Annotated in this window: 20 protein-coding genes; 13 read left to right on the forward strand and 7 right to left on the reverse strand. The window is 71.7% G+C overall.

The features are described from left to right. Positions 1-56 precede the first annotated feature (56 nt). Together ACFVHI_RS14270 and ACFVHI_RS14275 are read right to left on the reverse strand one after the other, a co-directional pair. On the reverse strand, positions 57-1,712 hold the full coding sequence (locus tag ACFVHI_RS14270) for an alpha/beta hydrolase (RefSeq protein ID WP_380338958.1): 1,656 nt from the start codon (positions 1,710-1,712) through the stop codon (positions 57-59). Positions 1,713-1,779: 67 nt separating this feature from the next. Further along, on the reverse strand, positions 1,780-2,535 hold the full coding sequence (locus ACFVHI_RS14275; protein ID WP_363369213.1) for an SDR family oxidoreductase: 756 nt from the start codon (positions 2,533-2,535) through the stop codon (positions 1,780-1,782). Between the two features lie 140 nt (positions 2,536-2,675). Here ACFVHI_RS14275 and ACFVHI_RS14280 point away from each other — a divergent pair, with 140 nt between their 5' ends. The 9 genes from ACFVHI_RS14280 (at position 2,676) to ACFVHI_RS14320 (ending at position 13,684) form a co-directional block, all read left to right on the forward strand. Next, complete coding sequence (locus ACFVHI_RS14280) at positions 2,676-4,265, forward strand: methylmalonyl-CoA mutase (protein ID WP_380338961.1); 1,590 nt, start codon at positions 2,676-2,678, stop codon at positions 4,263-4,265. Between the two features lie 183 nt (positions 4,266-4,448). Then, positions 4,449-5,702: an amidohydrolase gene (locus ACFVHI_RS14285; RefSeq protein WP_079135828.1), complete on the forward strand. Its 1,254-nt coding sequence runs from the start codon at positions 4,449-4,451 to the stop codon at positions 5,700-5,702. A 416-nt stretch (positions 5,703-6,118) separates the two neighbouring features. Then, positions 6,119-7,180: a BMP family protein gene (locus ACFVHI_RS14290; RefSeq protein ID WP_063349048.1), complete on the forward strand. Its 1,062-nt coding sequence runs from the start codon at positions 6,119-6,121 to the stop codon at positions 7,178-7,180. Between the two features lie 292 nt (positions 7,181-7,472). Further along, positions 7,473-9,053, forward strand: coding sequence for an ABC transporter ATP-binding protein (locus ACFVHI_RS14295; protein ID WP_063349049.1), 1,581 nt, complete (start codon positions 7,473-7,475; stop codon positions 9,051-9,053). Positions 9,054-9,058: 5 nt separating this feature from the next. Continuing rightward, positions 9,059-10,213, forward strand: a complete 1,155-nt coding sequence (locus ACFVHI_RS14300; protein WP_380338965.1) for an ABC transporter permease — start codon at positions 9,059-9,061, stop codon at positions 10,211-10,213. Further along, positions 10,210-11,475: an ABC transporter permease gene (locus ACFVHI_RS14305; protein WP_063349051.1), complete on the forward strand. Its 1,266-nt coding sequence runs from the start codon at positions 10,210-10,212 to the stop codon at positions 11,473-11,475. Before ACFVHI_RS14300 ends, ACFVHI_RS14305 begins: the two co-directional genes overlap by 4 nt. After that, positions 11,472-11,876: a cytidine deaminase gene (locus ACFVHI_RS14310; RefSeq protein WP_063349052.1), complete on the forward strand. Its 405-nt coding sequence runs from the start codon at positions 11,472-11,474 to the stop codon at positions 11,874-11,876. The genes ACFVHI_RS14305 and ACFVHI_RS14310 overlap by 4 nt, the downstream gene beginning before the upstream one ends. A 96-nt stretch (positions 11,877-11,972) precedes the next feature. Further along, the gene (locus ACFVHI_RS14315; protein ID WP_063349053.1) at positions 11,973-13,250 is read left to right on the forward strand and encodes a thymidine phosphorylase; all 1,278 of its coding nucleotides are present in this window, start codon (positions 11,973-11,975) and stop codon (positions 13,248-13,250) included. A gap of 95 nt (positions 13,251-13,345) precedes the next feature. Further along, on the forward strand, positions 13,346-13,684 hold the full coding sequence (locus tag ACFVHI_RS14320) for a helix-turn-helix domain-containing protein (protein WP_380338970.1): 339 nt from the start codon (positions 13,346-13,348) through the stop codon (positions 13,682-13,684). Positions 13,685-13,775: 91 nt separating this feature from the next. On the opposite strand, the gene ACFVHI_RS14325 is transcribed toward ACFVHI_RS14320, so the two are convergent. Genes ACFVHI_RS14325 through ACFVHI_RS14340 form a run of 4 tightly spaced genes read right to left on the reverse strand, consistent with a single transcriptional unit; the run spans position 13,776 to position 16,288 of the window. Continuing rightward, complete coding sequence (locus tag ACFVHI_RS14325; RefSeq protein WP_063349055.1) at positions 13,776-14,330, reverse strand: Uma2 family endonuclease; 555 nt, start codon at positions 14,328-14,330, stop codon at positions 13,776-13,778. Between the two features lie 25 nt (positions 14,331-14,355). Beyond that, positions 14,356-14,649: a hypothetical protein gene (locus tag ACFVHI_RS14330; protein ID WP_380338973.1), complete on the reverse strand. Its 294-nt coding sequence runs from the start codon at positions 14,647-14,649 to the stop codon at positions 14,356-14,358. Next, entirely contained in the window at positions 14,636-14,989 is a 354-nt protein-coding gene (locus ACFVHI_RS14335) for an AbrB/MazE/SpoVT family DNA-binding domain-containing protein (protein ID WP_079135829.1), read from the reverse strand. The genes ACFVHI_RS14330 and ACFVHI_RS14335 overlap by 14 nt, the downstream gene beginning before the upstream one ends. A gap of 9 nt (positions 14,990-14,998) precedes the next feature. Next, positions 14,999-16,288 carry an MFS transporter gene (locus ACFVHI_RS14340; protein ID WP_063349057.1) on the reverse strand — a complete coding sequence of 430 codons (1,290 nt, stop codon included), beginning with the start codon at positions 16,286-16,288 and terminating at the stop codon, positions 14,999-15,001. 92 nt (positions 16,289-16,380) lie between these two features. On the opposite strand from ACFVHI_RS14340, the gene ACFVHI_RS14345 reads away from it, so the two are divergent. From ACFVHI_RS14345 to ACFVHI_RS14355, 3 genes are all read left to right on the forward strand, one after another. Beyond that, positions 16,381-17,358: a LysR family transcriptional regulator gene (locus ACFVHI_RS14345; RefSeq protein WP_380338976.1), complete on the forward strand. Its 978-nt coding sequence runs from the start codon at positions 16,381-16,383 to the stop codon at positions 17,356-17,358. Between the two features lie 119 nt (positions 17,359-17,477). Next, the gene (locus ACFVHI_RS14350) at positions 17,478-18,635 is read left to right on the forward strand and encodes an adenosine deaminase (RefSeq protein WP_063349058.1); all 1,158 of its coding nucleotides are present in this window, start codon (positions 17,478-17,480) and stop codon (positions 18,633-18,635) included. Positions 18,636-18,848: 213 nt separating this feature from the next. Further along, a complete protein-coding gene (locus ACFVHI_RS14355; protein ID WP_063349059.1) occupies positions 18,849-19,205 on the forward strand; it encodes a hypothetical protein in 357 nt (118 codons plus the stop codon). Positions 19,206-19,329: 124 nt separating this feature from the next. Here ACFVHI_RS14355 and ACFVHI_RS14360 read toward each other — a convergent pair whose 3' ends face one another. Continuing rightward, complete coding sequence (locus tag ACFVHI_RS14360; protein WP_063349060.1) at positions 19,330-19,515, reverse strand: PspC domain-containing protein; 186 nt, start codon at positions 19,513-19,515, stop codon at positions 19,330-19,332. A gap of 503 nt (positions 19,516-20,018) precedes the next feature. Here ACFVHI_RS14360 and aspS point away from each other — a divergent pair. Next, complete coding sequence (gene aspS / locus ACFVHI_RS14365; protein WP_380338980.1) at positions 20,019-21,296, forward strand: aspartate--tRNA(Asn) ligase; 1,278 nt, start codon at positions 20,019-20,021, stop codon at positions 21,294-21,296. Positions 21,297-21,338: the final 42 nt, after the last annotated feature.

Consider the following 21,338-nt stretch of genomic DNA (forward strand, 5'->3'; position numbering starts at 1 on the left):
GCGCCCTCCCCGCATTCATCTGTTAATCCGGCATCCGCTGATCCGGCACCCCCGCCTCAGGAGCAGCGGGTCCCGTCGGCCGGCATCGTGCCCTCGGTCAGGTAGGCCTCCAGGGCCCGGTCGATGCAGACGTTGCCCTTGCCGAAGGCCGCATGCCCCTCGCCGACCCGGGTGAGCAGGGTGGCACTGGCGAAGCCCTTGGCCAGCGCCTCGGCCGAGGCGTATGGGGTGGCCGGGTCGCCGGTGGAGCCGACCACCAGGATCGGGGCGGCGCCCTCCGCCCGGATGGTGTGCGGCTTCTCCGTGGTCTTGAACGGCCAGTAGGCGCAGCCGGCCTCGCTGTAGTCGTCCACGGTGGTGCCCTTGGACAGCAGCGGCGCCTCGGCGGTCAGCCGGTCCACCGCCTGCTTGGCGTGCTCCGGCGTCGGTGCCGGGCGGGCCGCGTCGGCGCAGCTGATCGCGCCGTTGGACTCCTGCATCGGGCTGTAGTGGCCGTTCTCGTCGCGGCCGTTGTAGCCGTCGGCGGAGTCCATCAGGTAGTCGCCCTTGCCGCGCACCATCGCCCAGCCCAGGGCGGCGCGCAGGTACTTCCAGGAGGTCTTCTCGTCGCCGTAGAGCACCGAGATGGCGCCGGTCCAGGCCAGGTCACGGCCCAGCTTGCGGCCGTCCTTGACGGTCAGCGGGTGGTCGTACAGCCCGTCCAGGAAGTCGGCGGCCTTCTTGGCGGCCTTGGCCGGGTCCTTGCCGAGCGGGCACTCGTCGGCGTGGTTCTCCACGCAGTCGGCGGCGAAGCGCTCGAAGGACTTCTCGAAGCCGACCTGCTGGTCGACGCCGTGGTCCATGGTGTCCTGGGAGGGGTCGACGGCGCCGTCCAGGACGAGCCGGCCGGTGTTCTTCGGGAACTCCTCCGCGTACAGCGAGCCGAGGTAGGTGCCGTAGGAGATGCCGAGGTAGTTGAGCTTCTTGTCGCCGCTGACGGCGCGCAGCACGTCCAGGTCGCGAGCGGTGTTGCGGGTGCCGACGAACGGCAGCAGCCTGCCGGACTTGGCCTGGCAGGCGGCGGCGTGCTCGGTGGCCTGCTTGACGTGCTCGGCCTTGCGGGTCTCCAGGTCGAGCGGGGCGTCCTGCTGGTCGGCGGCGTCGCGCTGCTTGTCGTCGTAGCAGACGACCGGTGAGCTGTCCCCGGTGCCGCGCGGGTCGAAGCCGATGACGTCGAAGCGGTTGTGCATGGCGCCGGTGAAGTCCTTGGCGCCGTACTTGACCATCCCGACGCCGGACTCGCCCGGGCCGCCCGGGTTGACCATCAGCGAGCCGATCCGCTGGTCCGGCTTGGCGGCCGGGTACTTGACCAGGGCGAGGTCGATCGCGTCGGTGCCGGGGTTGGCGTAGTCGAGCGGGACGTGCAGCTTGCCGCACTGCATCCCGGATATGTCGATCTTGAGCTTCTCGGCCGTGGGGTCGGCCGGGCAGTCGGCCCAGGCGATCTGCTGGCCGTAGAAGGGCTGGAGGGCCGGGTCGGCCTCGCCGGTGGGCTTGGGCGTCGGGGTCGGCGGCGGGGTGGCCGTGGGGCTCGTGGTGCCGGGCGCGGAGGTGCCGGCGGCCTGGTCCTGGGACGGCTTGGCGGTGTCGTTGCACGCGGAGGTGAGGAGCAGGGTGCCTGCCGCCAGGGCGGTCAGCAGGACCCGTGGGCGGGCGGCCCGGAAGGTTCTCATCGCACGTGTGTACCACTGGCGGGTGACACGTTTGATCATGGCCCCCGGGCTGCCCGCCGGGGGCGGGTCAGGCGCGGTGGACCTTGTGGTTGGCGGCCTGGGCGCGGGGGCGGACGACCAGGAGGTCGATGTTGACGTGCGGGGGGCGGGTGACCGCCCAGGCCACGGTGTCGGCGATGTCCTCCGAGGTCAGCGGCTCGGCCACGCCGGCGTACACGGCCGCGGCCTTCTCCTCGTCGCCGCGGAAGCGGGTGACGGCGAAGCCCTCGGACTTCACCATGCCGGGGGCGATCTCGATCACCCGGATCGGCTCCCCGCACAGCTCCAGGCGCAGCGTCGCCGCGATGGTGTGCGCGGCGTGCTTGGCCGCGACGTACCCGCCGCCGCCCTCGTACGCGGCCAGCGCGGCGGTCGAGGAGAGCACCAGCACGGTGCCGTCGCCGGTGGCCCGCAGGGCCGGCAGAAGCGCCTGCGTCACGTGCAGCACGCCGAGCACGTTCACCTCGTACATGGCCAGCCAGTCGGCCGGGTCGCCGTGCTCGACCGTCTCGGCGCCGATCGCCCCGCCGGCGTTGTTCACCAGCACGTCGACCCGGCCGACCTCGGCCGCGAAGGCGTCCACGGCGGCCCGGTCGGTGACGTCGAGCGTGACCGCCCTGGCCGAACCGCCCCCGTCGCCGATCTCCTTGGCCAGCGCCTCGATCCGCTCGGTCCGCCGGGCGGTCAGCACCACGTCGAAGCCCTCGGCCGCCAGCCGGCGGGCGGTCGCCGCGCCGATTCCACTGCTGGCACCGGTGACCACGGCCACCTTCTGCTCGGTCATTGCCACTCCCTGGGGCTCATCCGGTCGTTCACCCGATCATCTCAACCGTGTCCGCGCCCGCGCCGCCCGGTCCCGCTCCAGGTCCTGTCCTACATTGCGAGGACCGACCGATGCCCCCGCCGATCCCGTGGAGGGACCTCATGGCAGCCGAGCCGCGCCGCGCCGAGTCAGGCTTCCCGATCGAGCCGCTGTACGGCCCGGAGGCGCTGGCCGACTGGGATCCGGCGAGCAGGCTCGGCCGGCCGGGGGAGTACCCGTACACCCGGGGCGTCTACCCGACGATGTACGCCGGCCGGCCGTGGACGATGCGCCAGTACGCGGGCTTCGGTACCGCCGCCGAGTCCAACGCCCGCTACCGGCAGCTGATCGTGAGTGGCGGCACCGGCCTGTCGGTGGCCTTCGACCTGCCCACCCAGATGGGCTACGACTCGGACGCGCCGCTCGCCGCCGGGGAGGTGGGCAAGGTGGGCGTGGCCGTCGACAGCGTCGAGGACCTGGCCGTGCTGTTCGACGGCATCCCGCTGGGCGGGGTGTCCACCTCGATGACCATCAACGCGCCCGCCGCACTGCTCCTGCTGCTCTACCAACTGGTCGGCGAGGCCCAGGGGGTGGCGCCGGCCCGGCTGACCGGCACGGTCCAGAACGACGTGCTGAAGGAGTACATCGCCCGGGGCACGTACATCTTCCCGCCGCAGCCCTCGCTGCGGCTGGTCGCGGACGTCTTCCGGTACTGCCGGGCGGAGATCCCGCGCTGGAACACCATCTCCATCTCCGGCTACCACATGGCCGAGGCCGGGGCGGATCCGGCGCAGGAGATCGCCTTCACGCTGGCCAACGGCATCGCCTACGTCCGTACCGCGATCGCCGCCGGGATGGCGGTGGACGACTTCGCCCCCCGGCTCTCGTTCTTCTTCGTGGCCCGGGTCACGCTGCTGGAGGAGGTGGCCAAGTTCCGTGCCGCCCGCCGGATCTGGGCCAGGGTGATGCGGGAGGAGTTCGGCGCGAAGGATCCGCGCTCGTGGATGCTGCGCTTCCACACCCAGACCGCCGGGGTGCAGCTCACCGCCCAGCAGCCCGAGCTGAACCTGGTCCGGGTCTCGGTGCAGGCGCTCGCCGCGGTGTTCGGCGGCACCCAGTCGCTGCACACCAACGGCTTCGACGAGGCGATCGCGCTGCCCACCGAGAAGGCCGCCCGGCTCGCCCTGCGCACCCAGCAGGTGCTCGCCCACGAGACCGACGTGACCGCCACCGTCGACCCGTTCGCCGGCTCGTACGCGGTCGAGTCGCTGACCGACGAGGTGGAGGCCGCCGCGCTGGCGCTGATGGCCCGGGTCGAGGAGCTGGGCGGCGCGGTGGCCGCGATCGAGCAGGGCTTCCAGAAGGCCGCGATCGAGCGCACCGCCTACCGGCTCCAGCAGGAGACCGACTCCGGGGAGCGGACGGTGGTCGGCGTCAACCGCTTCCGGCTGGATGCCGAGGAGCCGTACCGGCCGCTGCGGGTGGATCCGGCGGTCGAGCGGCAGCAGGCCGAGCGGCTGGCCCGGCTGCGGGCCGGGCGGGACCGCGTGGCCGTCGCCCGGGCGCTGGACGGCCTGCGCCGCACCGCGGAGGGGGCGGGGAACGTGCTGTACCCGATGAAGGAGGCGTTGGCCGCGCGGGCCACCGTCGGCGAGGTCTGCGACGCGCTGCGGGAGGTGTGGGGCGTGTACGCCCCGGTGGAGAGCTTCTGACGCATCGCCAAGAAGGGGCCGGCCGTGACCGCCGCTCCGGGCGGTCGTTGCACAGGGCAAGCAATCGGGGAAGGCGGCTGAAACGAGATGTCATACCCACCTGTTCGGCCGGTATGCGCCCATCCGGGGACTAGTTTTCCAGAAGTCGGGCCAAATCCCCCCAACAGGCCTACCCTTGTTGAGATGAACCGTCCTGAGCCCGCTCAGCCGGGCGCCACTCTGGCCACCGCACGCCCCGCCGCCGAACTGCGCGCCCGGGTCCGGGGGCTGGAGTCCGAGCTGATCGCCTTCCGCCGTGACCTGCACCGGCACCCGGAGCTCGGCCGCCAGGAGTTCCGCACCACCGGCCTGCTCCGCGACCGGCTGGTGGCGGCCGGCCTGAGCCCCCGGGTGCTGCCCGGCGGCACCGGCCTGATCGTCGACATCGTCCCGGCCGGCACCGCCCCCGGCGCCGAGTTCCTGGCCTTCCGTGCCGACATCGACGCGCTGCCGATCGACGACGCCAAGACCGACGTGCCGTACCGCTCGACCGTCCCCGGCCGGGCCCACGCCTGCGGCCACGACGTGCACACCGCGGTGGTGCTCGGTACCGCCCTGGTGCTGGCCGAGGCCGTCCGCACCGGCGAACTGCGCCGCCCCGTCCGGCTGGTGTTCCAGCCGGCCGAGGAGGTCCTGCCGGGCGGTGCGCTGGACGTGATCAAGGCCGGGGGGATGGACGGCGTCGGCCGGATCTTCGCGGTGCACTGCGACCCCAAGGTGGAGGTGGGCCGGATCGCCCTGCGCACCGGGGCGATCACCTCGGCCTGCGACCGCCTGGTGCTGCACCTGGACGGCCCCGGCGGGCACACCGCCCGCCCGCACCTGACCACCGACCTGGTGACCGCGATCGCCCGGATGGCCGCCGACCTGCCGGGCGCGCTGGCCCGCCGGATGGACCCGCGCTGGGGCGTCAGCCTGGTCTGGGGCCGGATCGCCTCCGGCTCCGCGCCCAACGTCATCCCGCAGCGCGCCGAACTGGAGGGCACCGTCCGCTGCCTGGAGCTGGACGGCTGGCGCGAGGCGCCCGACCTGCTGCACGAGCTGATCGCCAAGCTCGCCGAGACCTACCGGGCGAAGTGGACGCTGGACTACCACCGGGGGGTGCCGCCGGTGGTCAACGAGGCGGTCTCGGTCGCCCTGCTGGACGCGGCGATGACCGACCGGTTCGGCCGGGAGGGCGCGCAGGTGGTGGAGAGCACCGAGCAGAGCCTGGGCGGCGAGGACTTCTCCTGGTACCTGGAGCACGCCCCGGGCGCGCTGGCCCGGCTCGGCGTCCGCGCCCCCGGTGACACCACCGTCCGCGACCTGCACCAGGGCCGCTTCGACGCCGACGAGCGCGCGATCGGGATCGGCGTGGAGCTGTTCGCGGCGCTCGCCCTGGACGAGCCACAGCACTGAGCCGCGGGACTGAGCTGCGGAAATCGAACGGCAGAGCTGAGCGGCAGGACCGAGCCGCCGAAACCGAACAGCAGTACTGAGCCGCGGGATTGAGCGGCGCACACCGTCCTCGGGCATCTCCTCGGGCACTGCGTGAACGCCCTCTCGGGCGACCCTCGGGCGACCGGCCGGCACCTCATCTCGGTGACCGGCCGGTTTACCGCCATCCGGGGTTATCGAACGGTTCCGTAGACTGGGCCGCAAAACCAGCTTTGGATCACCGTCCGCGCACGGGAATAGGGCCTTGGGAAGACCGTGAGACCACGGTTTGATAACAACCCGAATGGTCCGGCAGCCCGTAACCCAACCGTGTTCTACGCGCGTTACGGTGGCGTCCGACCACGCTAATCAGGTGCGTGTGAGAAGGAGATACTCCCTTGCGCCGTTCAATGAAGCTCGCTGCGGTTGTGCTCTCGGGTTCCCTGGGCATGGCCTCGCTCGCCGCTTGCGGCGCAAAGAGCACTGACACCAACACCTCCTCCGGTTCGGGCGACGGCTCGATCAAGGTCGGTATGGCCTACGACATCGGCGGCCGTGGCGACCAGTCGTTCAACGACTCCGCCGCCCGCGGTCTCGACAAGGCCAAGGCCGAGCTCGGCGTCGCGGTCACCGAGGCCGACGCCAAGACCGGTGAGGCCGAGGCCGACAAGGAGACCCGCCTCAAGAACCTGATCGACGGTGGCTACAAGACGATCATCGCGGTCGGCTTCGTCTACCAGCAGGCGGTCGACAAGGTCGCCAAGGACAACCCGAACGTCAAGTTCGCGATCATCGACTCGAACGACAAGGACCAGCCGTCCAACGTCACTTCGCTGGTCTTCGCCGAGCAGGAGGGTTCGTACCTCGCCGGCGTCGCCGCCGCGAACAAGTCGAAGTCCAAGCACGTCGGCTTCATCGGCGGTGTGCAGACCGAGCTCATCAAGAAGTTCGAGGCCGGTTACAAGGCGGGTGTGAAGTCCGTCGACGCGAACATCCAGGTCGAGACCACCTACCTGACCACGCCTCCGGACTTCACCGGCTTCAACTCGCCCGACAAGGGCAAGGAGGCCGCGCAGGGCCAGCTCGACAAGGGCGCGGACGTCATCTACGCCGCCGCCGGCTCCTCCGGCAACGGCGCCATCGAGGCCGTCGCCAACAAGCCGGGTGCCCTGGCCATCGGCGTCGACTCCGACCAGGCCGCCCAGCCGGCCCTGGCGAAGTACAAGAACAGCATCCTGACCTCGATGGTGAAGAACGTCGACAACGCCGTCTTCTCCTACATCGAGTCGATCAAGAAGGGCCAGCCGTTCACCGGCATCAAGCTCTTCGACCTGAAGGCCGAGGGCGTCTCGCTCGCCACCACCGGCGGCAAGCTCGACGACATCCAGGACAAGCTGAAGGGCGCCACCACGGCGATCACCTCCGGCGCCACCACCGTCCCGACCGCGCCGGCCCAGTAAGGCCCGCGCGTCCCGGACGCACCGGCGACTGCCGCCTGCCCGGCAGCGCCATGAACGGCAAAGCATCACGGGAGGGGCCCGGCAGGGTGCGCTCAACGCGTACCCCCGGGCCCCGTCCTGTCCCCCGTCTTCCCCTTGGCCCTCCCAGCGCAACGACGCGCCTCCAGACCACCAGGAGATCGCCATCACCGCATCCGACCCCGTCCCCCCGCGCGAGGACGGTACCCCCAGCGCGGGGACGGCGACATCGGCCGTCGAACTGCGCGGCATCACCAAGCGCTTCCCCGGTGTCGTGGCCAACCACGACATCAACCTCACCGTCCGCAGCGGTACCGTGCACGCCCTGATGGGTGAGAACGGCGCCGGCAAGTCGACGCTGATGAAGATCCTCTACGGCATGCAGAAGCCGGACGAGGGCACCATCGCGATCAACGGCGAGCCGTGCGAGTTCAACACCCCGGGCGACGCCATCTCCCGCGGCATCGGCATGGTCCACCAGCACTTCATGCTGGCCGACAACCTCACCGTGTGGGAGAACGTCGTCCTCGGCGGCGAGAAGCTCCACGGCATCGGCGCCAAGGCGAAGGCGAAGATCAAGGAGATCTCCGACCAGTACGGCCTGGGCGTGCGCCCGGACGCCCTGGTCGAGGACCTCGGTGTCGCCGACCGCCAGCGCGTCGAGATCCTCAAGGTGCTCTACCGCGGCGCCAAGATCCTGATCCTCGACGAGCCGACGGCCGTGCTCGTCCCGCAGGAGGTCGACGCGCTGTTCGACAACCTGCGCGAGCTCAAGTCCGAGGGCGTCACCGTCATCTTCATCTCGCACAAGCTGCACGAGGTGCTGGCGGTGGCCGACGCGATCAGCGTGATCCGGCGCGGCACCACGGTCGGCGACGCCGACCCGAAGGCCGTCACCGCCCGTCAGCTGGCCGAGATGATGGTCGGCGCCGAGCTGCCCTCCCCGGAGAGCCGCGAGTCGACCGTCACCACGACCGAGATGCTCGACGTCAAGGACCTGCGGATCGCCAAGACCGACGCCGAGGGCATCGAGCGCGTCGTCCTCGACGACATCTCGCTGCGCATCCACAAGGGCGAGATCCTCGGCATCGCCGGCGTCGAGGGCAACGGCCAGGCCGAACTGGTCGAGGCCATCATGGGCATGCTGCCGCTGGACGGCGGCACCGTCACCCTGGACGGCAAGGACCTCTCCGGCTCGCTCACCCGGGCCCGCCGCGAGGCCGGCATCGGCTACATCCCCGAGGACCGCCACAAGCACGGCCTGCTGCTGGAGGCCCCGCTCTGGGAGAACCGGATCCTCGGTCACGTCACCGAGGCGCCCAACTCCAAGGGCGTCCTGCTCGACCCGGGCGCCGCCCGCAAGGACACCTGGCGGATCGTCGAGGCCTACGACGTCCGCACCCCCGGCATCGAGGTCACCGCGGCCTCCCTCTCCGGCGGCAACCAGCAGAAGCTGATCATCGGCCGCGAGATGAGCCACCAGCCCAAGCTGCTGATCGCCGCGCACCCCACCCGTGGTGTGGACGTCGGCGCGCAGGCGCAGATCTGGGAGCACATCCGGGTCGCCCAGCGGGCCGGCCTGGCCGTCCTGCTGATCTCCGCCGACCTGGACGAGCTGATCGGCCTGTCCGACACCATCCGGGTCATCTACCGCGGGCGCCTGGTCGCCGACGCCGACCCGGCCACCGTCACCGCCGAGGACCTCGGCACCGCCATGACGGGTGCCGCCAGCGGCCACCTCGAGTCCGATGCCGAGGCCGTCGAGCACTTCCACGAGATCCTCGCGGAGGGCACCGAGGCCGAGTCCGACGCCGGCCCCACCGACACCGCCGACGACCCGCAGGCGGGGGAGTAACCCACATGACCAGTCCCAACACCGCCGCCAAGCGCAGCCTGGCGCAGCGGATCAGCGGTGAGCGGATCGTGCTCGCACTGGCGGCGCCGGTGCTCGCGGTCGTGCTCTCCATCGTGATCTGCTCCGTCCTGCTGGCGACTTCGGGCAAGAACCCGTTCGACGCGTGGAACGTGATGCTCACGTACGCCGGCAAGTCGGACGGCCAAGTGGGGATCCTCAACCGGTCCACCACGTACTACCTGGCCGCAGCTGCCGCCGCCTTCGGGTTCCGGATGAACCTGTTCAACATCGGCGTCGAGGGCCAGTACAAGGTCGCGGCGCTGTTCGCGGCCTTCGTCGGCGCCAAGGTCGACCTGCCCGCGATCATCCAGATCCCGCTGCTGCTGGTCACCGCCATGCTGGTCGGCGGCCTGTACGCGAGCATCGCCGGTCTGCTGAAGGTCTACCGCGGGGTCAGCGAGGTCATCTCGACCATCATGCTGAACTCGATCTCGATCGCGGTCGTCGGCCTGCTGCTCGTCCCCGGCATCTTCGCGCCGAAGACGAGCGCCACCAGCAACTCGATCCAGACCGACCCGATCTCGCAGTCCAGCCACTTCTTCACGCTGGAGACGGCGGGTGGCCCGCTCTGGGGCTTCATCTTCATCGCCGCCCTGGTCGGCGTGGTGTTCCAGTTCGCGCTGACCCGTACCCGCTTCGGCTTCGACCTGCGCGCCACCGGCCGCTCGGAGTCGGCCGCGACCGCGTCCGGCGTGAATGTCAAGCGCATGGTGATCATCTCGATGGCGGTCTCCGGCGCGATCGCCGGTCTGATCGGCATGCCCGAGCTGGTGCAGAACTCGTTCTACTACGGCCAGAGCTTCCAGCCCGGTCTGGGCTTCCTCGGCATCTCGATCGCCCTGCTCGGCCGCAACAGCCCGATCGGCATGGCCTTCGCGGCCCTGCTGTTCGCCTTCCTGGACACCACCGGCTCCCAGCTGCCGCTCCAGGGCGGCTTCCCCTTCGAGATCGTCGACGTCATGAAGGGCACCATCGTCATCTGCGTCGTCGTCGCCTACGAACTGGTGCGCCGCTACGGCCTGAAGCGCCAGCAGCAGAAGGTCGGCGCCCAGCTCGCGGCTCAGCTCGCGGCCACTGAGAAGAAGGAGGTGTCCGCATGAGCACGGCTACCGCCGCGCGTCCCAAGGCGCCGGGCGCGCCCACCAAGAAGCGCAAGATGTCCTGGCCGGTGGTGCTGCTGCTGATCGCGGGCGCCCTGGTCCTGTTCTCCGCCGTGGGCATGGCCACCGGCAACCACGCGCTGACCTCCTCCGGTCAGATCACCGCCGCGCTCAGCGCCGCCGTGCCGATCGGCATGGCCGGTCTGGGCGGTCTGTGGTCGGAGCGGGCCGGCGTGGTGAACATCGGCCTCGAAGGCATGATGGTCGCCGGCACCTTCTGCGGTGCCTGGGCCGGCTACCTGGTCAACCCGTGGGTCGGCCTGCTGGCCGGCATGCTCGGCGGCGCGCTCGGCGGTCTGCTGCACGCGCTCGTGACCGTCACCTTCGGCGTCGACCACATCGTCTCCGGCGTCGGCATCAACCTGCTGATCCCCGGCATCTGCGCGTACGTCAACCGGATCTACTACAAGGACTACATCGCGGTCGGCGCGGGTGCGAACCAGTCGCCGCCGGCGGATCCGCTGCCGTACATCACCGTTCCCGGGCTGTCCTCGTGGCTGTCCGACATCGAGAAGCACCACTGGTTCCTGGTCTCGGACGTGGCCGGCGTGGTCGGCGGCCTGGTCACCAACATCTCGGTGGTCGTGCTGCTGGCCGGCGCGATGATCGTGGTCAGCTACTTCGTGCTCTGGCGCACGGTGTTCGGCCTGCGGCTGCGCTCCTGCGGTGAGAACCCGACCGCCGCCGAGTCGCTGGGCGTCAACGTCTACAAGTACAAGTACCTCGCGGTCATCGCCTCCGGCGCCTTCGCCGGCCTCGGCGGTGCGTACCTCTCGCTGGTCGCGGCGCACTTCTACAAGGACGGCCAGACCCTCGGCCGCGGCTTCATCGGCCTCGCCGCGATGATCTTCGGCAACTGGATGCCGGGCGGCCTGGCCATGGGCGCCGGCCTGTTCGGCTTCACCGACAGCCTCCAGCTGCGCGACCCGGAGTCGGTGCACGTGCTGATCCTGACCGTCGCCATCGCGATGGCACTGCTCGCGCTCTGGCAGCTGTACCGGCGCAAGTTCACCGGCGCGGCGATCTCCTTCGTGGTCGCCGGCGGTCTCGGCGCCTGGTACGCGCTCACCGACGAGGTGCAGCGCCCGCTGATCGTCGCCACGCCGTACGTGATCACCCTGGTGGTGCTCTCGCTGGCCTCCCAGCGGCTGCGCATGCCGAAGGCGGACGGCCAGATCTACCGCAAGGGCCAGGGCAAGTGACGGCGCCTGCGGCGTCGGCCGCGATCGACTGGGAGCGGCTGCGCGCGGCCGCGCGCGAGGCGATGACCCACGCGTACGCCCCCTACAGCAAGTTCCCGGTCGGCGCGGCCGCGCTGGTGGACGACGGGCGGCTGGTCACCGGCTGCAACGTCGAGAACGCCTCGTACGGGCTCGGGCTGTGCGCCGAGTGCGGGCTGGTGTCCGCGCTGCACGCCACCGGCGGCGGCCGGCTGACGGCCTTCACCTGCGTCGACGGCGCGGGCGAACTGCTGATGCCGTGCGGGCGCTGCCGCCAGCTGCTCTACGAGCACGGCGGGCCGGAACTGCTGATCGAGCTGCCCTCGGGGATCCGCCCGATGAGTGAGGTCCTGCCCGACGCGTTCGGGCCGGAGCGGCTCTAGCTTCGACAATTGTTACGCGCGTAGAGTGTCGCGAGTGGGCCGGAACCCGGTCATCTCGCGACACTCTTCGCTTTTGAAACCCCTCTTGGAGCACGCATGGACGCCATCTCCGTCATCAGGACCAAGCGCGACAGCGGAGAACTGAGCGACGCTCAGATCGACTGGGTCATCGACGCCTACACCCGCGGCGAGGTCGCCGACGAGCAGATGTCCGCCCTGGCCATGGCGATCCTGCTGAACGGCATGAAGCCGCACGAGATCAGCCGCTGGACCGACGCCATGATCCGCTCCGGCGTCCGGATGGACTTCTCCTCGCTGCCGCTGCCCACCAGCGACAAGCACTCCACCGGCGGCGTCGGCGACAAGATCACCCTCCCGCTCGCCCCGCTCGTCGCCGCCTGCGGCGCCGCCGTCCCGCAGCTCTCCGGCCGCGGCCTCGGCCACACCGGCGGCACCCTCGACAAGCTGGAGTCCATCCCCGGCTGGCGCGCCCTGCTCTCCAACGAGGAGATGCTCGACGTCCTGCGCTCCACCGGCGCGGTCATCTGCGCCGCCGGCGACGGCCTCGCGCCCGCCGACAAGAAGCTCTACGCGCTGCGCGACGTCACCGGCACCGTCGAAGCCATCCCGCTGATCGCCTCCTCGATCATGTCCAAGAAGATCGCCGAAGGCACCGGCGCCCTGGTCCTGGACGTCAAGGTCGGCTCCGGCGCCTTCATGAAGAACCTCGACAACGCCCGCGAACTCGCCCGCACCATGGTCGGCCTGGGCACCAACGCCGGCGTGAACACCGTCGCTCTGCTCACCGACATGTCCACCCCGCTCGGCCTCACCGCCGGCAACGCGCTGGAGGTCCGCGAGTCGATCGAGGTGCTGGCCGGCGGCGGCCCCGCCGACGTCGTCGAGCTCACCCTCGCCCTCGCCCGCGAGATGCTCGCCGCGGCCGGCGTGCACGGCAAGGACCCGGCCGACGCGCTGCGCGACGGCTCCGCGATGGACCACTGGCGCCGCATGATCGCCGCCCAGGGCGGCGACGTCGACGCCCCCCTCCCGGTCGCCCGCGAGCAGCACGTCATCCCGGCGCCCGCCTCCGGCGTCCTCACCGGGCTCGACGCCTACGCCGTCGGCGTCTGCGCCTGGCGCCTCGGCGCCGGCCGCGCCCGCAAGGAGGACCCGGTCCAGGCCGGCGCCGGCGTCGAGATGCACGCCAAGCCCGGCGACACCGTCGTGGCCGGCCAGCCCCTGCTGACCCTGCACACCGACACCCCCGAGCGCTACGACTACGCCATCGAGGCACTGACGGGCGGCATCGAGGTCTCCCCGGCCGGCACGGCCTTCACCCCGAACCCGATCGTCCTCGACCGCATCGCGTGACCGCGTGATTACCCCATGTGCGGCAGCGTGCCCTACGCTGCCGCACATGGGAGTTGACCGCTTCACGGTCGAGATCGAACCGGAGGGGGGTGGCGATGAACCACCTCCAGTGGAAGACCCGCCGCACGCGTGAGCTGCTGGGCGAGCAGGTGCAGGAGAGCCCGGAGATGGCCGCAGAGCGGCTGGAGTTTCGTTACTCCTGGGCGTTCGGGCAGGCGCTCTACGACCGCCGCACTGCTCTCGGCCTGTCGCAGACGGACGTGGCCCGTCGTGCCAACATGACCGAAGACGAGATCGAGTGCATCGAGGGAGCCGGCACCGTGCCCACCCTGCCGCTGTTGGAAAAGCTGGCGGTGGCTCTGGAAGCCGAGTTGGACCTCCACGTGGTGCCCGGCGCTGATACGAAGCTTCGCTTTCACGCGCCGGCTGCATGAGGGACCGGCGAGGAGCCCGTACCCGGTTTGCCGGGTGCGGGCTCCTTCCGTGTGCTCAGGCCCGGTCGGCCGGTGTCCTGCGGGTGCGGGTTCAGGCGTAAGTCCGCAGGACGCTGGTGTCGAGCGTCCAGGGGCCGACGGTGATCTTGTCGCCGAAGGCGAAGTCCTTGCGGCGGGTGTAGCCGGGCTCGTCGTGGACGATGCCGGTGCCCTTGCGGGGATCGACCAGGAGATAGAGCGGAATGCCCATCGCCGCGTAGTCGTGGACCTTGTCGCGGTAGTCGCTCTCGGGGTTGGACGTGGAGACGATTTCCACGACGAGAAGGATCTCGTGGGGAAGGAAGGCCGGGTCGTCGTCGTCCAGCGCCGCGTCGGGGAACACCATCAGGTCGGGATTCCGAAGCCGACCGAGGCCGACGTCCTCCAGGTCCGCGCCACCGTGGGCGATGTAGCCGGGGTGGGTCTGCGGTAGCTGGGCATTGAGCTGTTGAGCGATCCGCAGTACCGCGAGTTCGTGCCGTTTGACCGGCGACAGCATCAGGACGACCGCTCCGTCGGCGATCTCGACCTTCCCCAGCCCCGGCAGCCGGGGAAGCTGATCGGCGATCTCCCGCAATCGGGCGTACGCCGCCGGATCAACGCTCATGCCCGGAGTGTATCGGCGGTGGTCGTCAGGGGCGGTTGAAGACGTCGTGGGTGCCGATCCGGCGCCAGACGATGTGCGGGTCCCCGCCCTGGACGGGGAGGCCGTAGTGGAAGGTGGCCCGGCCGCCGGGGGCCCAGGTCAGCTCCCAGATGTCCGGGTGGCCCTGCATCTTCTTCACGCGCAGGCCGCGTCGGAAGCCCTGACCGGCCCGCAGGTCGGTGACGAACTGGGCGACGGCGACGAGGAATGCGGCCTTCTGCGCGGGAGTCAGGCCCTTCCAGTCACGGAGGAAGTGGGCCGGCGACTCATGCGTCGGCACGGCGCTTGATCTCCTCCAGGTCCAGGCCGCCCTCGTCGGCGAGGGACTGCAGGAAGGCGTCGCCGTCCTGGAAGACCTCGCCGCGGTCGCCCTCTGCGATCGCCTCGTCGACCTCCTGCTCCTTCTCCTGCCAGCCGGCGCCCCAGAACCACGCCTGGTCGTCGGGGATCACGGAGGCGGGGGTCAGCACGATGCGGCCGTCCTCGATGGCGACCACCAGTTGGTCGCCCTCCTGGAGGTCCAGTTGCTCCCTTATCTCCTGCGGGATGGTGACCACGCCCTTCTTCCGCACGGGCGTGGACACCAGGTGGGGACGACGGCGGCGCTTGAGGTCTGCCATGGGGAAAGTCTACCTGGCAGAAAGTCTGCCCAGTCGGTCCTGTTGCCGGGCCGCGTGGGCCTGGCGGGTGGCGTAGAGGGTGACGGCGGCGGCGAGGGTCATGGCGGTGAGGCCGACGGTGGCGGCGCCGGGCCAGCCGGTGGCGTGGTAGGCGTCGGCGCCCAGGGTGCCGCCGAGGCTGTTGCCGAGGTAGTAGGCGATCAGGTAGAGGGCGGAGGCCTGGGCGCGGCCCTCGGTGGCGGTGCGGCCGACCGCTGAGGAGGCGGTGGCGTGGCCGGCGAAGAAGCCGGCGGTGATCAGGACCAGGCCGAGCAGGGCGCAGACCAGGGACTCGGTGAGGGAGAGCAGCAGCCCGGCGGCGGTCACGCCGATGGAGACGTAGAGCGCGCCGCGGCGGCCGAGTCGGCCGGCGAGGCGGCCGGCCGCGGCGGAGGTGCCGGTGCCGACCAGGTAGACGACGAAGATCGAGGCCGCGACGGACTCGGGCAGGTGGAACGGCGCCGAGATCAGCCGGTAGCCGACGGTGTTGTAGACCGCGCCGAACACGGCCATGAACAGCAGCCCGAGCGCGTACAGCCGCACCAGCAGCGGGTTGCGCAGGTGCCGGCCGACGGTGCGGGCCAGGGCGCGGGCGTCCACCGGGGCCGGGGTGAAGTGCCGGGCGGCGGGGATCAGCAGCCGGAAGGCGAGTGCGGCGAGCAGGGCGAGGGCGGCGGAGGCGGCGAGGCCCCAGCGCCAGCCGAAGGCCGCGGCGGTCCAGCCGGAGAGCAGTCGGCCGCCCATGCCGCCGATGCTGTTGCCGGCCACGTACAGGCCCATCGCGGAGGCCAGGGCGCTGGGGTGGACCTCCTCGGCGAGGTAGGCCATGGCGGTGGCGGGCAGCCCGGCGAGCGCGGCGCCCTGGAGGACGCGCAGCACGACGAGGGTGGTGAGGTCGGGCGCGAACGGCAGGGCGAGGGCGAGGGTGGCGGCGGCGAGGGTGGAGGCCGTCATCACGGCGGTGCGGCCGTACCGGTCGGACAGGGCGCTGGCGGGGAGCAGGGCGAGCGCGAGTCCGAGGGTGGCGGCGGAGGCCGTCCAGCTGGCCTGGCCGGGGGTGAGGTCGAGGTCGGCCGAGAGGATCGGCAGCAGGCCCTGGGTGGAGTAGAGCAGGACGAAGGTCGCGACTCCGGCGGCGAACAGGGCGAGGTTGGCGCGGCGGAAGGCGCGTTGGCCGGGGCGGTGGCGGTCGTCGTGCGAGGCGGCGGGGGCGGGGGCATCCGGGGTGGTCACGGATGCCCTGGTATCGGCGGGCTGCATGTCGTCGACGGTAGGCGCGCTGCGGTTGATGCGTCCAATGCATGAACGGTGGATGATCGATGCGTTGTCGTATGAGTCGAGGTGGTGGCGGGATGGCCGGGGCGGATCGGGTGGACGTGACGGACGGCACGGAGCCGCGGTACCGGGTGGCGGAGTTGGGGCCGGACGAGCCGGCGGTGCTGCTGGCGCCCCGGCTGGCCCAGTTCGCGGCGGTGGCCCGGCTGGAGCACGTGACGCGGGCGGCCGCGCTGCTCGGGGTGCCGCAGCCGACGCTGTCGCGGGCGGTGGCCCGGCTGGAGGAGGAGCTGGGTGTGGACCTGCTGGCCCGTCAGGGCCGGACGGTCCGGCTGACCAGGGCCGGCCGGCTGCTGCTGGCCTCGGTGGAGCGGGCGCTGGCGGAGGTCGAGCGGGGGGCGGAGGCGGCCCGTGCGGAGGCCGATCCGGCGGCCGGGCGGGTGGCGTTCGGTTTTCTGCACACGATGGGGACGGACGCGGTGCCGGCGCTGCTGCGCGGGTTCAGGGCGGGGCATCCGCAGGTCCGGTTCCAGCTGGTGCAGGACTACGTCGGGGCGATGCTGGAGCGGTTGCGGGCGGGGGAGTTGGACCTCTGCCTGGTCGCGCCGCTGCCGGACGATCCGGCTTTCGCGGCCCGCCCGCTGGACGAGCAGCGGCTGCACCTGGTCGTCCCGGCGGACCACCGGCTGGCGGGCCGGCGGCGGATCCGGCTGGCGGAGGTGGCCGAGGAGCCGTTCGTCGGGCTGGAGGAGGGGTACGGGCTGCGCGCGATCACGGACGGCTTCTGCGCGCAGGCCGGGTTCGTGCCGCGGCTGGCCTTCGAGGGGGAGGAGGCGGAGACGCTGCGCGGGCTGGTCGCGGCCGGGCTGGGGGTGGCGCTGCTGCCGCCGGCGCTGGTGCCGCGGCCGGGGGTGGTGGAGCTGGAGGTGACGGCGCCGCGTACCCGGCGGGCGATCGGACTGGCCTGGGCGGCGGGGCGGCCGCTGACCCCGCCGGTGGCGGCGTTCCGGGACTTCGTGCTGTCCCGGCGGGGCCGGTTGCTGCAGCACGATTGAGCCGCAACTGGGCCGAATGTGCCGGGGATGGCCCGGACGGTGGAATTCCCGGTGGACTTTCGCCGAACCGGCCGTGTTAACAGTGGTGGGTCTACGCGCGTAGGGGCTATATTTTCGCAATGGAGAAGCAGATCCCTGTCACCGCCGCGGGCGCCGGCCCGCGCATCCCCACCCCCGACCAGATCCGCCGCGCGCCGAAGGTGCTGCTGCACGACCACCTCGACGGCGGGCTGCGCCCGGAGACGGTCGTCGAGCTGGCCGCCGCGGTCGGCTACGAGGGCCTTCCGACCACCGACGCCAAGGAGCTCGGCGAGTGGTTCCGCGAGGCCGCCGACTCCGGCTCGCTGGTCCGCTACCTGGAGACCTTCGCGCACACCTGCGCCGTGATGCAGACCCGCGAGGCCCTGATCAAGGTCGCCGCCGACTGCGCCGAGGACCTGGCCGCCGACGGCGTCGTGTACGCCGAGGTCCGCTACGCCCCCGAGCAGCACCTGGAGGCCGGCCTGTCCCTGGACGAGGTCGTCCAGGCCGTGAACGAGGGCTTCCGCCTCGGCGAGGCCAACGCCCGCGCGGCCGGCCACCGGATCCGGGTCGGCACCCTGCTGACCGCGATGCGGCACGCCGCCCGCTCCACCGAGATCGCCGAACTGGCCAACCGCCACCGGGACCAGGGCGTCGTCGGCTTCGACATCGCCGGCGCCGAGGCGGGCCACCCGCCCACCCGCCACCAGGCCGCCTTCGACTACCTCAAGGGCGAGAACAACCACTTCACCATCCACGCGGGCGAGGCCTTCGGCCTGCCGTCGATCTGGGAGGCCCTGCAGTGCTGCGGCGCCGACCGGCTCGGCCACGGCGTGCGGATCGTCGACGACATCACGGTGGCCGAGGACGGCAGCGTCGAGCTCGGCCGGCTGGCCGCGTACGTGCGCGACAAGCGCATCCCGCTGGAGATGTGCCCGACCTCCAACCTCCAGACCGCGGCGGCCACTTCGTACGCCGAGCACCCGATCGGGCTGCTCAGCCGGCTGAAGTTCCGGGTCACCGTGAACACCGACAACCGGCTGATGAGCGGCACCAGCATGAGCCGCGAGTTCGGGCACCTGGTGGAGGCCTTCGGCTACACGCTGGGGGACATGGAGTGGTTCACGGTGAACGCGATGAAGTCCGCGTTCCTGCCGTTCGACGAGCGGCTGGCGATGATCAACGACGTGATCAAGCCGGGGTACGCCGAACTGAAGGCGGAGTGGCTGTTCAGCTCGGGCACCGGCGACAGCTGAGCGGCCCGGCCCGTTCGAATGGTCGGGTGAACGCCCACGTCCCGAAAGGGAGTTGGCGTTCATCCGACTACTCACTCGGGTGAGTGAACGCCCTTTGGTCCTCGCGTGGCCCACTCACTACGGTGTGCCCGTCCATGCTGACAGGCCGTGGCGGCGGTAGCCCGTCCGCCCCGTCCCGATGTCGGCCACCGACGACGACCCAAGGGACGAACCATGAAGCAGGCTCTCAAGGCCGCCGGCACCGCGGCGCTCGGCATCGCCATCGCGGCGGTGGGCGCCGGTACCGCCGCCGCCGCCCCCGCGCCCGGCGGCCTCGGGCTGCCCACCGGCGCGGTCACGAACCCCGCGGTGACCGGCGCGGTCACCGACACCGCCGCCAAGCTGCCCGGCGGCGACAAGGTCACCGGCACGCTCGGCACCCTCACCCCGGCCGCCGGCCAGGCGGCGCCCGCCCCGGCCGCCGAGGCCGGTGCCGCCACGCGTGGCGCCATCCCGACCATCCCCGGCATCGACAAGACCCCCATCGGCGGGCTGACCCACACCCTGCCGCTGCCGGGCCTGGCCGGCTGACCTGGCCGCCGGCACGGCGACGGGCCGTCCGCCCCGGTGATCCCGGGAGCGGGCGGCCTGCCGTCGTACCGGCCCCGGCGCAACGGCGCCGGGCGTGCGGCTCCCCGGCTTACGGGTCCCGGGCTTACGGCTCCTGGGGGAGCAGCACCCAGAGGGCCAGGTAGACCAGGCACTGGAGCCCGGGCAGGATGATCGAGATCAGGAAGATCAGTCGCACGGTCCACGGCGTCACGCCGTAGCGCTCGGCGAGCCCGGCGCAGACGCCGGCGATGACGCGGTTGTGACGGGGACGGGCGAGACGGGCGCTCATGGGTCAACTCCGTGTCGTGGCACCCGATCCGGCCGATCCGGCGGGCTTAATTTCCACTCTCCGCCACCGCGCTCCCGGAAACGTCCACCTGGCAGTCGATTCGCCACCCCGCCGACTCGCCGGTGAGGCGTAGCCGGGTGTCGGGGTCCGTCTCAGGGTCGCCCGGAGGCGGACGCCCCAGGTGGCGCCCGCGCGGCGGCGGGAAAGCCCGTTGCGGTCCGGCGGCGGTCCGGTCTAGCCTCTCCGGCAACACGTCGAGGGAGACGAGTACCTCCGGGCCCCGTGGGTCGAGAGAGCCGCCGGCAGCTGTGAAGGCGGCCCTGCGTCCCGGAGCGAAGACACTCCCGAGTGCGGGGAGGAAATGCCCCGCCGGCCGGCCCCCGTCAACGGGCCGCAATGAGGTCGCCGCCCGTGCGGGCGGCGGCGAAAGTGCGGTGGCACCGCGAGTTGCCCTTCTCGCCCGCACTCCGAAGGGATCACCACGACGCCCCTGGAGGGCCGCGATGATCCACCCGACGACCCGTGTCCTGGCCGCCGAACTACCCGGCCACGTCGGCGAATCCGTAGAGATCAGTGGCTGGCTGCACCGCCGCCGCGCACTCAAGTCCGTCACCTTCCTGGTGATCCGGGACCGCTCCGGACTGGCCCAGGTGGTCGCCACCGGCGCGGGCCCCGACCTGCCGGAGGAGACCGTCCTGCGGATCCGCGGCACCGTCACCGCCAACCTGCAGGCGCCGGCCGGCGTCGAGCTGACCTCGCCCACCGTCGAGGTCCTGTCCAGCCTCGCCGAGGCGCCCCCGGTCAGCCTGTTCCGGCCGACCGTCGAGGCCGCCCTCCCGGTGATCCTCGACGGTGCCCCCGTCACCCTCCGCCACCCGCGCCTGTCCGCCCTGCACCGGATCACCGCGGCCTCGGTGGGCGGGTTCCGGGCCACCCTCGACGGCCTGGGCTTCACCGAGATCCAGACCCCGAAGGTGGTCTCCTCGGCCACCGAGTCCGGGGCGAACGTCTTCGCGCTGGACTGGTTCGGCCGCCCCGCCTACCTCGCGCAGTCGCCGCAGTTCTTCAAGCAGGCGATGGTCGGGGTGTTCGAGCGGGTCTACGAGACCGGGCCGGTGTTCCGGGCCGAACCGCACGACACCGCGCGGCACTTGGCGCAGTACACCAGCCTCGACGCGGAACTCGGCTTCATCGCCGACCACCGCGAGGTGATGGCCGTGCTGCGCGAGGTGGTCGCCGGGATGGTCGCCTCGGTGGCCGAGCGGGCCGGCGCCGCTGTCGACCTGCTGGAGGTGAAGCTGCCCGAGGTCCCGGCGGAGATCCCGCAGCTCCACTTCGCCGAGGCGATGCGGCTGTTGGGCGTCGACGAGCCGGACCTCGCCCCGGCGCACGAGCGGTGGCTCAGCGAGTGGGCGCTGCGCGAGCACGGCAGCGAGTTCCTGTTCGTGGTCGGCTACCCGATGCGAAAGCGGCCCTTCTACACCCACCCGGAACCGGGCCGCCCGGAGTACTCCAACAGCTTCGACCTGCTCTTCCGCGGGCTCGAACTGGTCACCGGAGGCCAGCGGCTGCACCGGCACGAGGACTACCTGGCCGCGCTGGCGGCCCGGGGCGAGCCGGTCCAGCCGTACGAGGGCTACTTGCGCTCCTTCGCGCACGGGATGCCGCCGCACGGCGGGTTCGCGCTCGGGCTGGAGCGCTGGACGGCGCGGCTCACCGGCACCGACAACATCCGCCGGACCACGCTCTTCCCGCGCGACCTGCACCGCCTGACGCCCTGACATCTGACCCCGGCGGGCGGGGGGCACCGGACGGACCGGAGC

Origin of the sequence: Kitasatospora sp. NPDC127121 (genome assembly GCF_042677305.1) — a bacterium.
Taxonomy (GTDB): Bacteria; Actinomycetota; Actinomycetes; order Streptomycetales; family Streptomycetaceae; genus Kitasatospora.

What these genes read in the sequence shown, in the direction of transcription:
- ACFVHI_RS14270 (WP_380338958.1), bottom strand. Translation starts at nt 1,712, where the DNA reads ATGAGAACCTTCCGGGCCGCCCGCCCACGGGTCCTGCTGACCGCCCTG.
- ACFVHI_RS14275 (WP_363369213.1), bottom strand. Translation starts at nt 2,535, where the DNA reads ATGACCGAGCAGAAGGTGGCCGTGGTCACCGGTGCCAGCAGTGGAATC.
- ACFVHI_RS14280 (WP_380338961.1), top strand. Translation starts at nt 2,676, where the DNA reads ATGGCAGCCGAGCCGCGCCGCGCCGAGTCAGGCTTCCCGATCGAGCCG.
- ACFVHI_RS14285 (WP_079135828.1), top strand. Translation starts at nt 4,449, where the DNA reads ATGAACCGTCCTGAGCCCGCTCAGCCGGGCGCCACTCTGGCCACCGCA.
- ACFVHI_RS14300 (WP_380338965.1), top strand. Translation starts at nt 9,059, where the DNA reads ATGACCAGTCCCAACACCGCCGCCAAGCGCAGCCTGGCGCAGCGGATC.
- ACFVHI_RS14305 (WP_063349051.1), top strand. Translation starts at nt 10,210, where the DNA reads ATGAGCACGGCTACCGCCGCGCGTCCCAAGGCGCCGGGCGCGCCCACC.
- ACFVHI_RS14315 (WP_063349053.1), top strand. Translation starts at nt 11,973, where the DNA reads ATGGACGCCATCTCCGTCATCAGGACCAAGCGCGACAGCGGAGAACTG.
- ACFVHI_RS14320 (WP_380338970.1), top strand. Translation starts at nt 13,346, where the DNA reads ATGAACCACCTCCAGTGGAAGACCCGCCGCACGCGTGAGCTGCTGGGC.
- ACFVHI_RS14325 (WP_063349055.1), bottom strand. Translation starts at nt 14,330, where the DNA reads ATGAGCGTTGATCCGGCGGCGTACGCCCGATTGCGGGAGATCGCCGAT.
- ACFVHI_RS14335 (WP_079135829.1), bottom strand. Translation starts at nt 14,989, where the DNA reads ATGGCAGACCTCAAGCGCCGCCGTCGTCCCCACCTGGTGTCCACGCCC.
- ACFVHI_RS14340 (WP_063349057.1), bottom strand. Translation starts at nt 16,288, where the DNA reads ATGCAGCCCGCCGATACCAGGGCATCCGTGACCACCCCGGATGCCCCC.
- ACFVHI_RS14345 (WP_380338976.1), top strand. Translation starts at nt 16,381, where the DNA reads ATGGCCGGGGCGGATCGGGTGGACGTGACGGACGGCACGGAGCCGCGG.
- ACFVHI_RS14350 (WP_063349058.1), top strand. Translation starts at nt 17,478, where the DNA reads ATGGAGAAGCAGATCCCTGTCACCGCCGCGGGCGCCGGCCCGCGCATC.
- ACFVHI_RS14355 (WP_063349059.1), top strand. Translation starts at nt 18,849, where the DNA reads ATGAAGCAGGCTCTCAAGGCCGCCGGCACCGCGGCGCTCGGCATCGCC.
- ACFVHI_RS14360 (WP_063349060.1), bottom strand. Translation starts at nt 19,515, where the DNA reads ATGAGCGCCCGTCTCGCCCGTCCCCGTCACAACCGCGTCATCGCCGGC.
- aspS (WP_380338980.1), top strand. Translation starts at nt 20,019, where the DNA reads ATGATCCACCCGACGACCCGTGTCCTGGCCGCCGAACTACCCGGCCAC.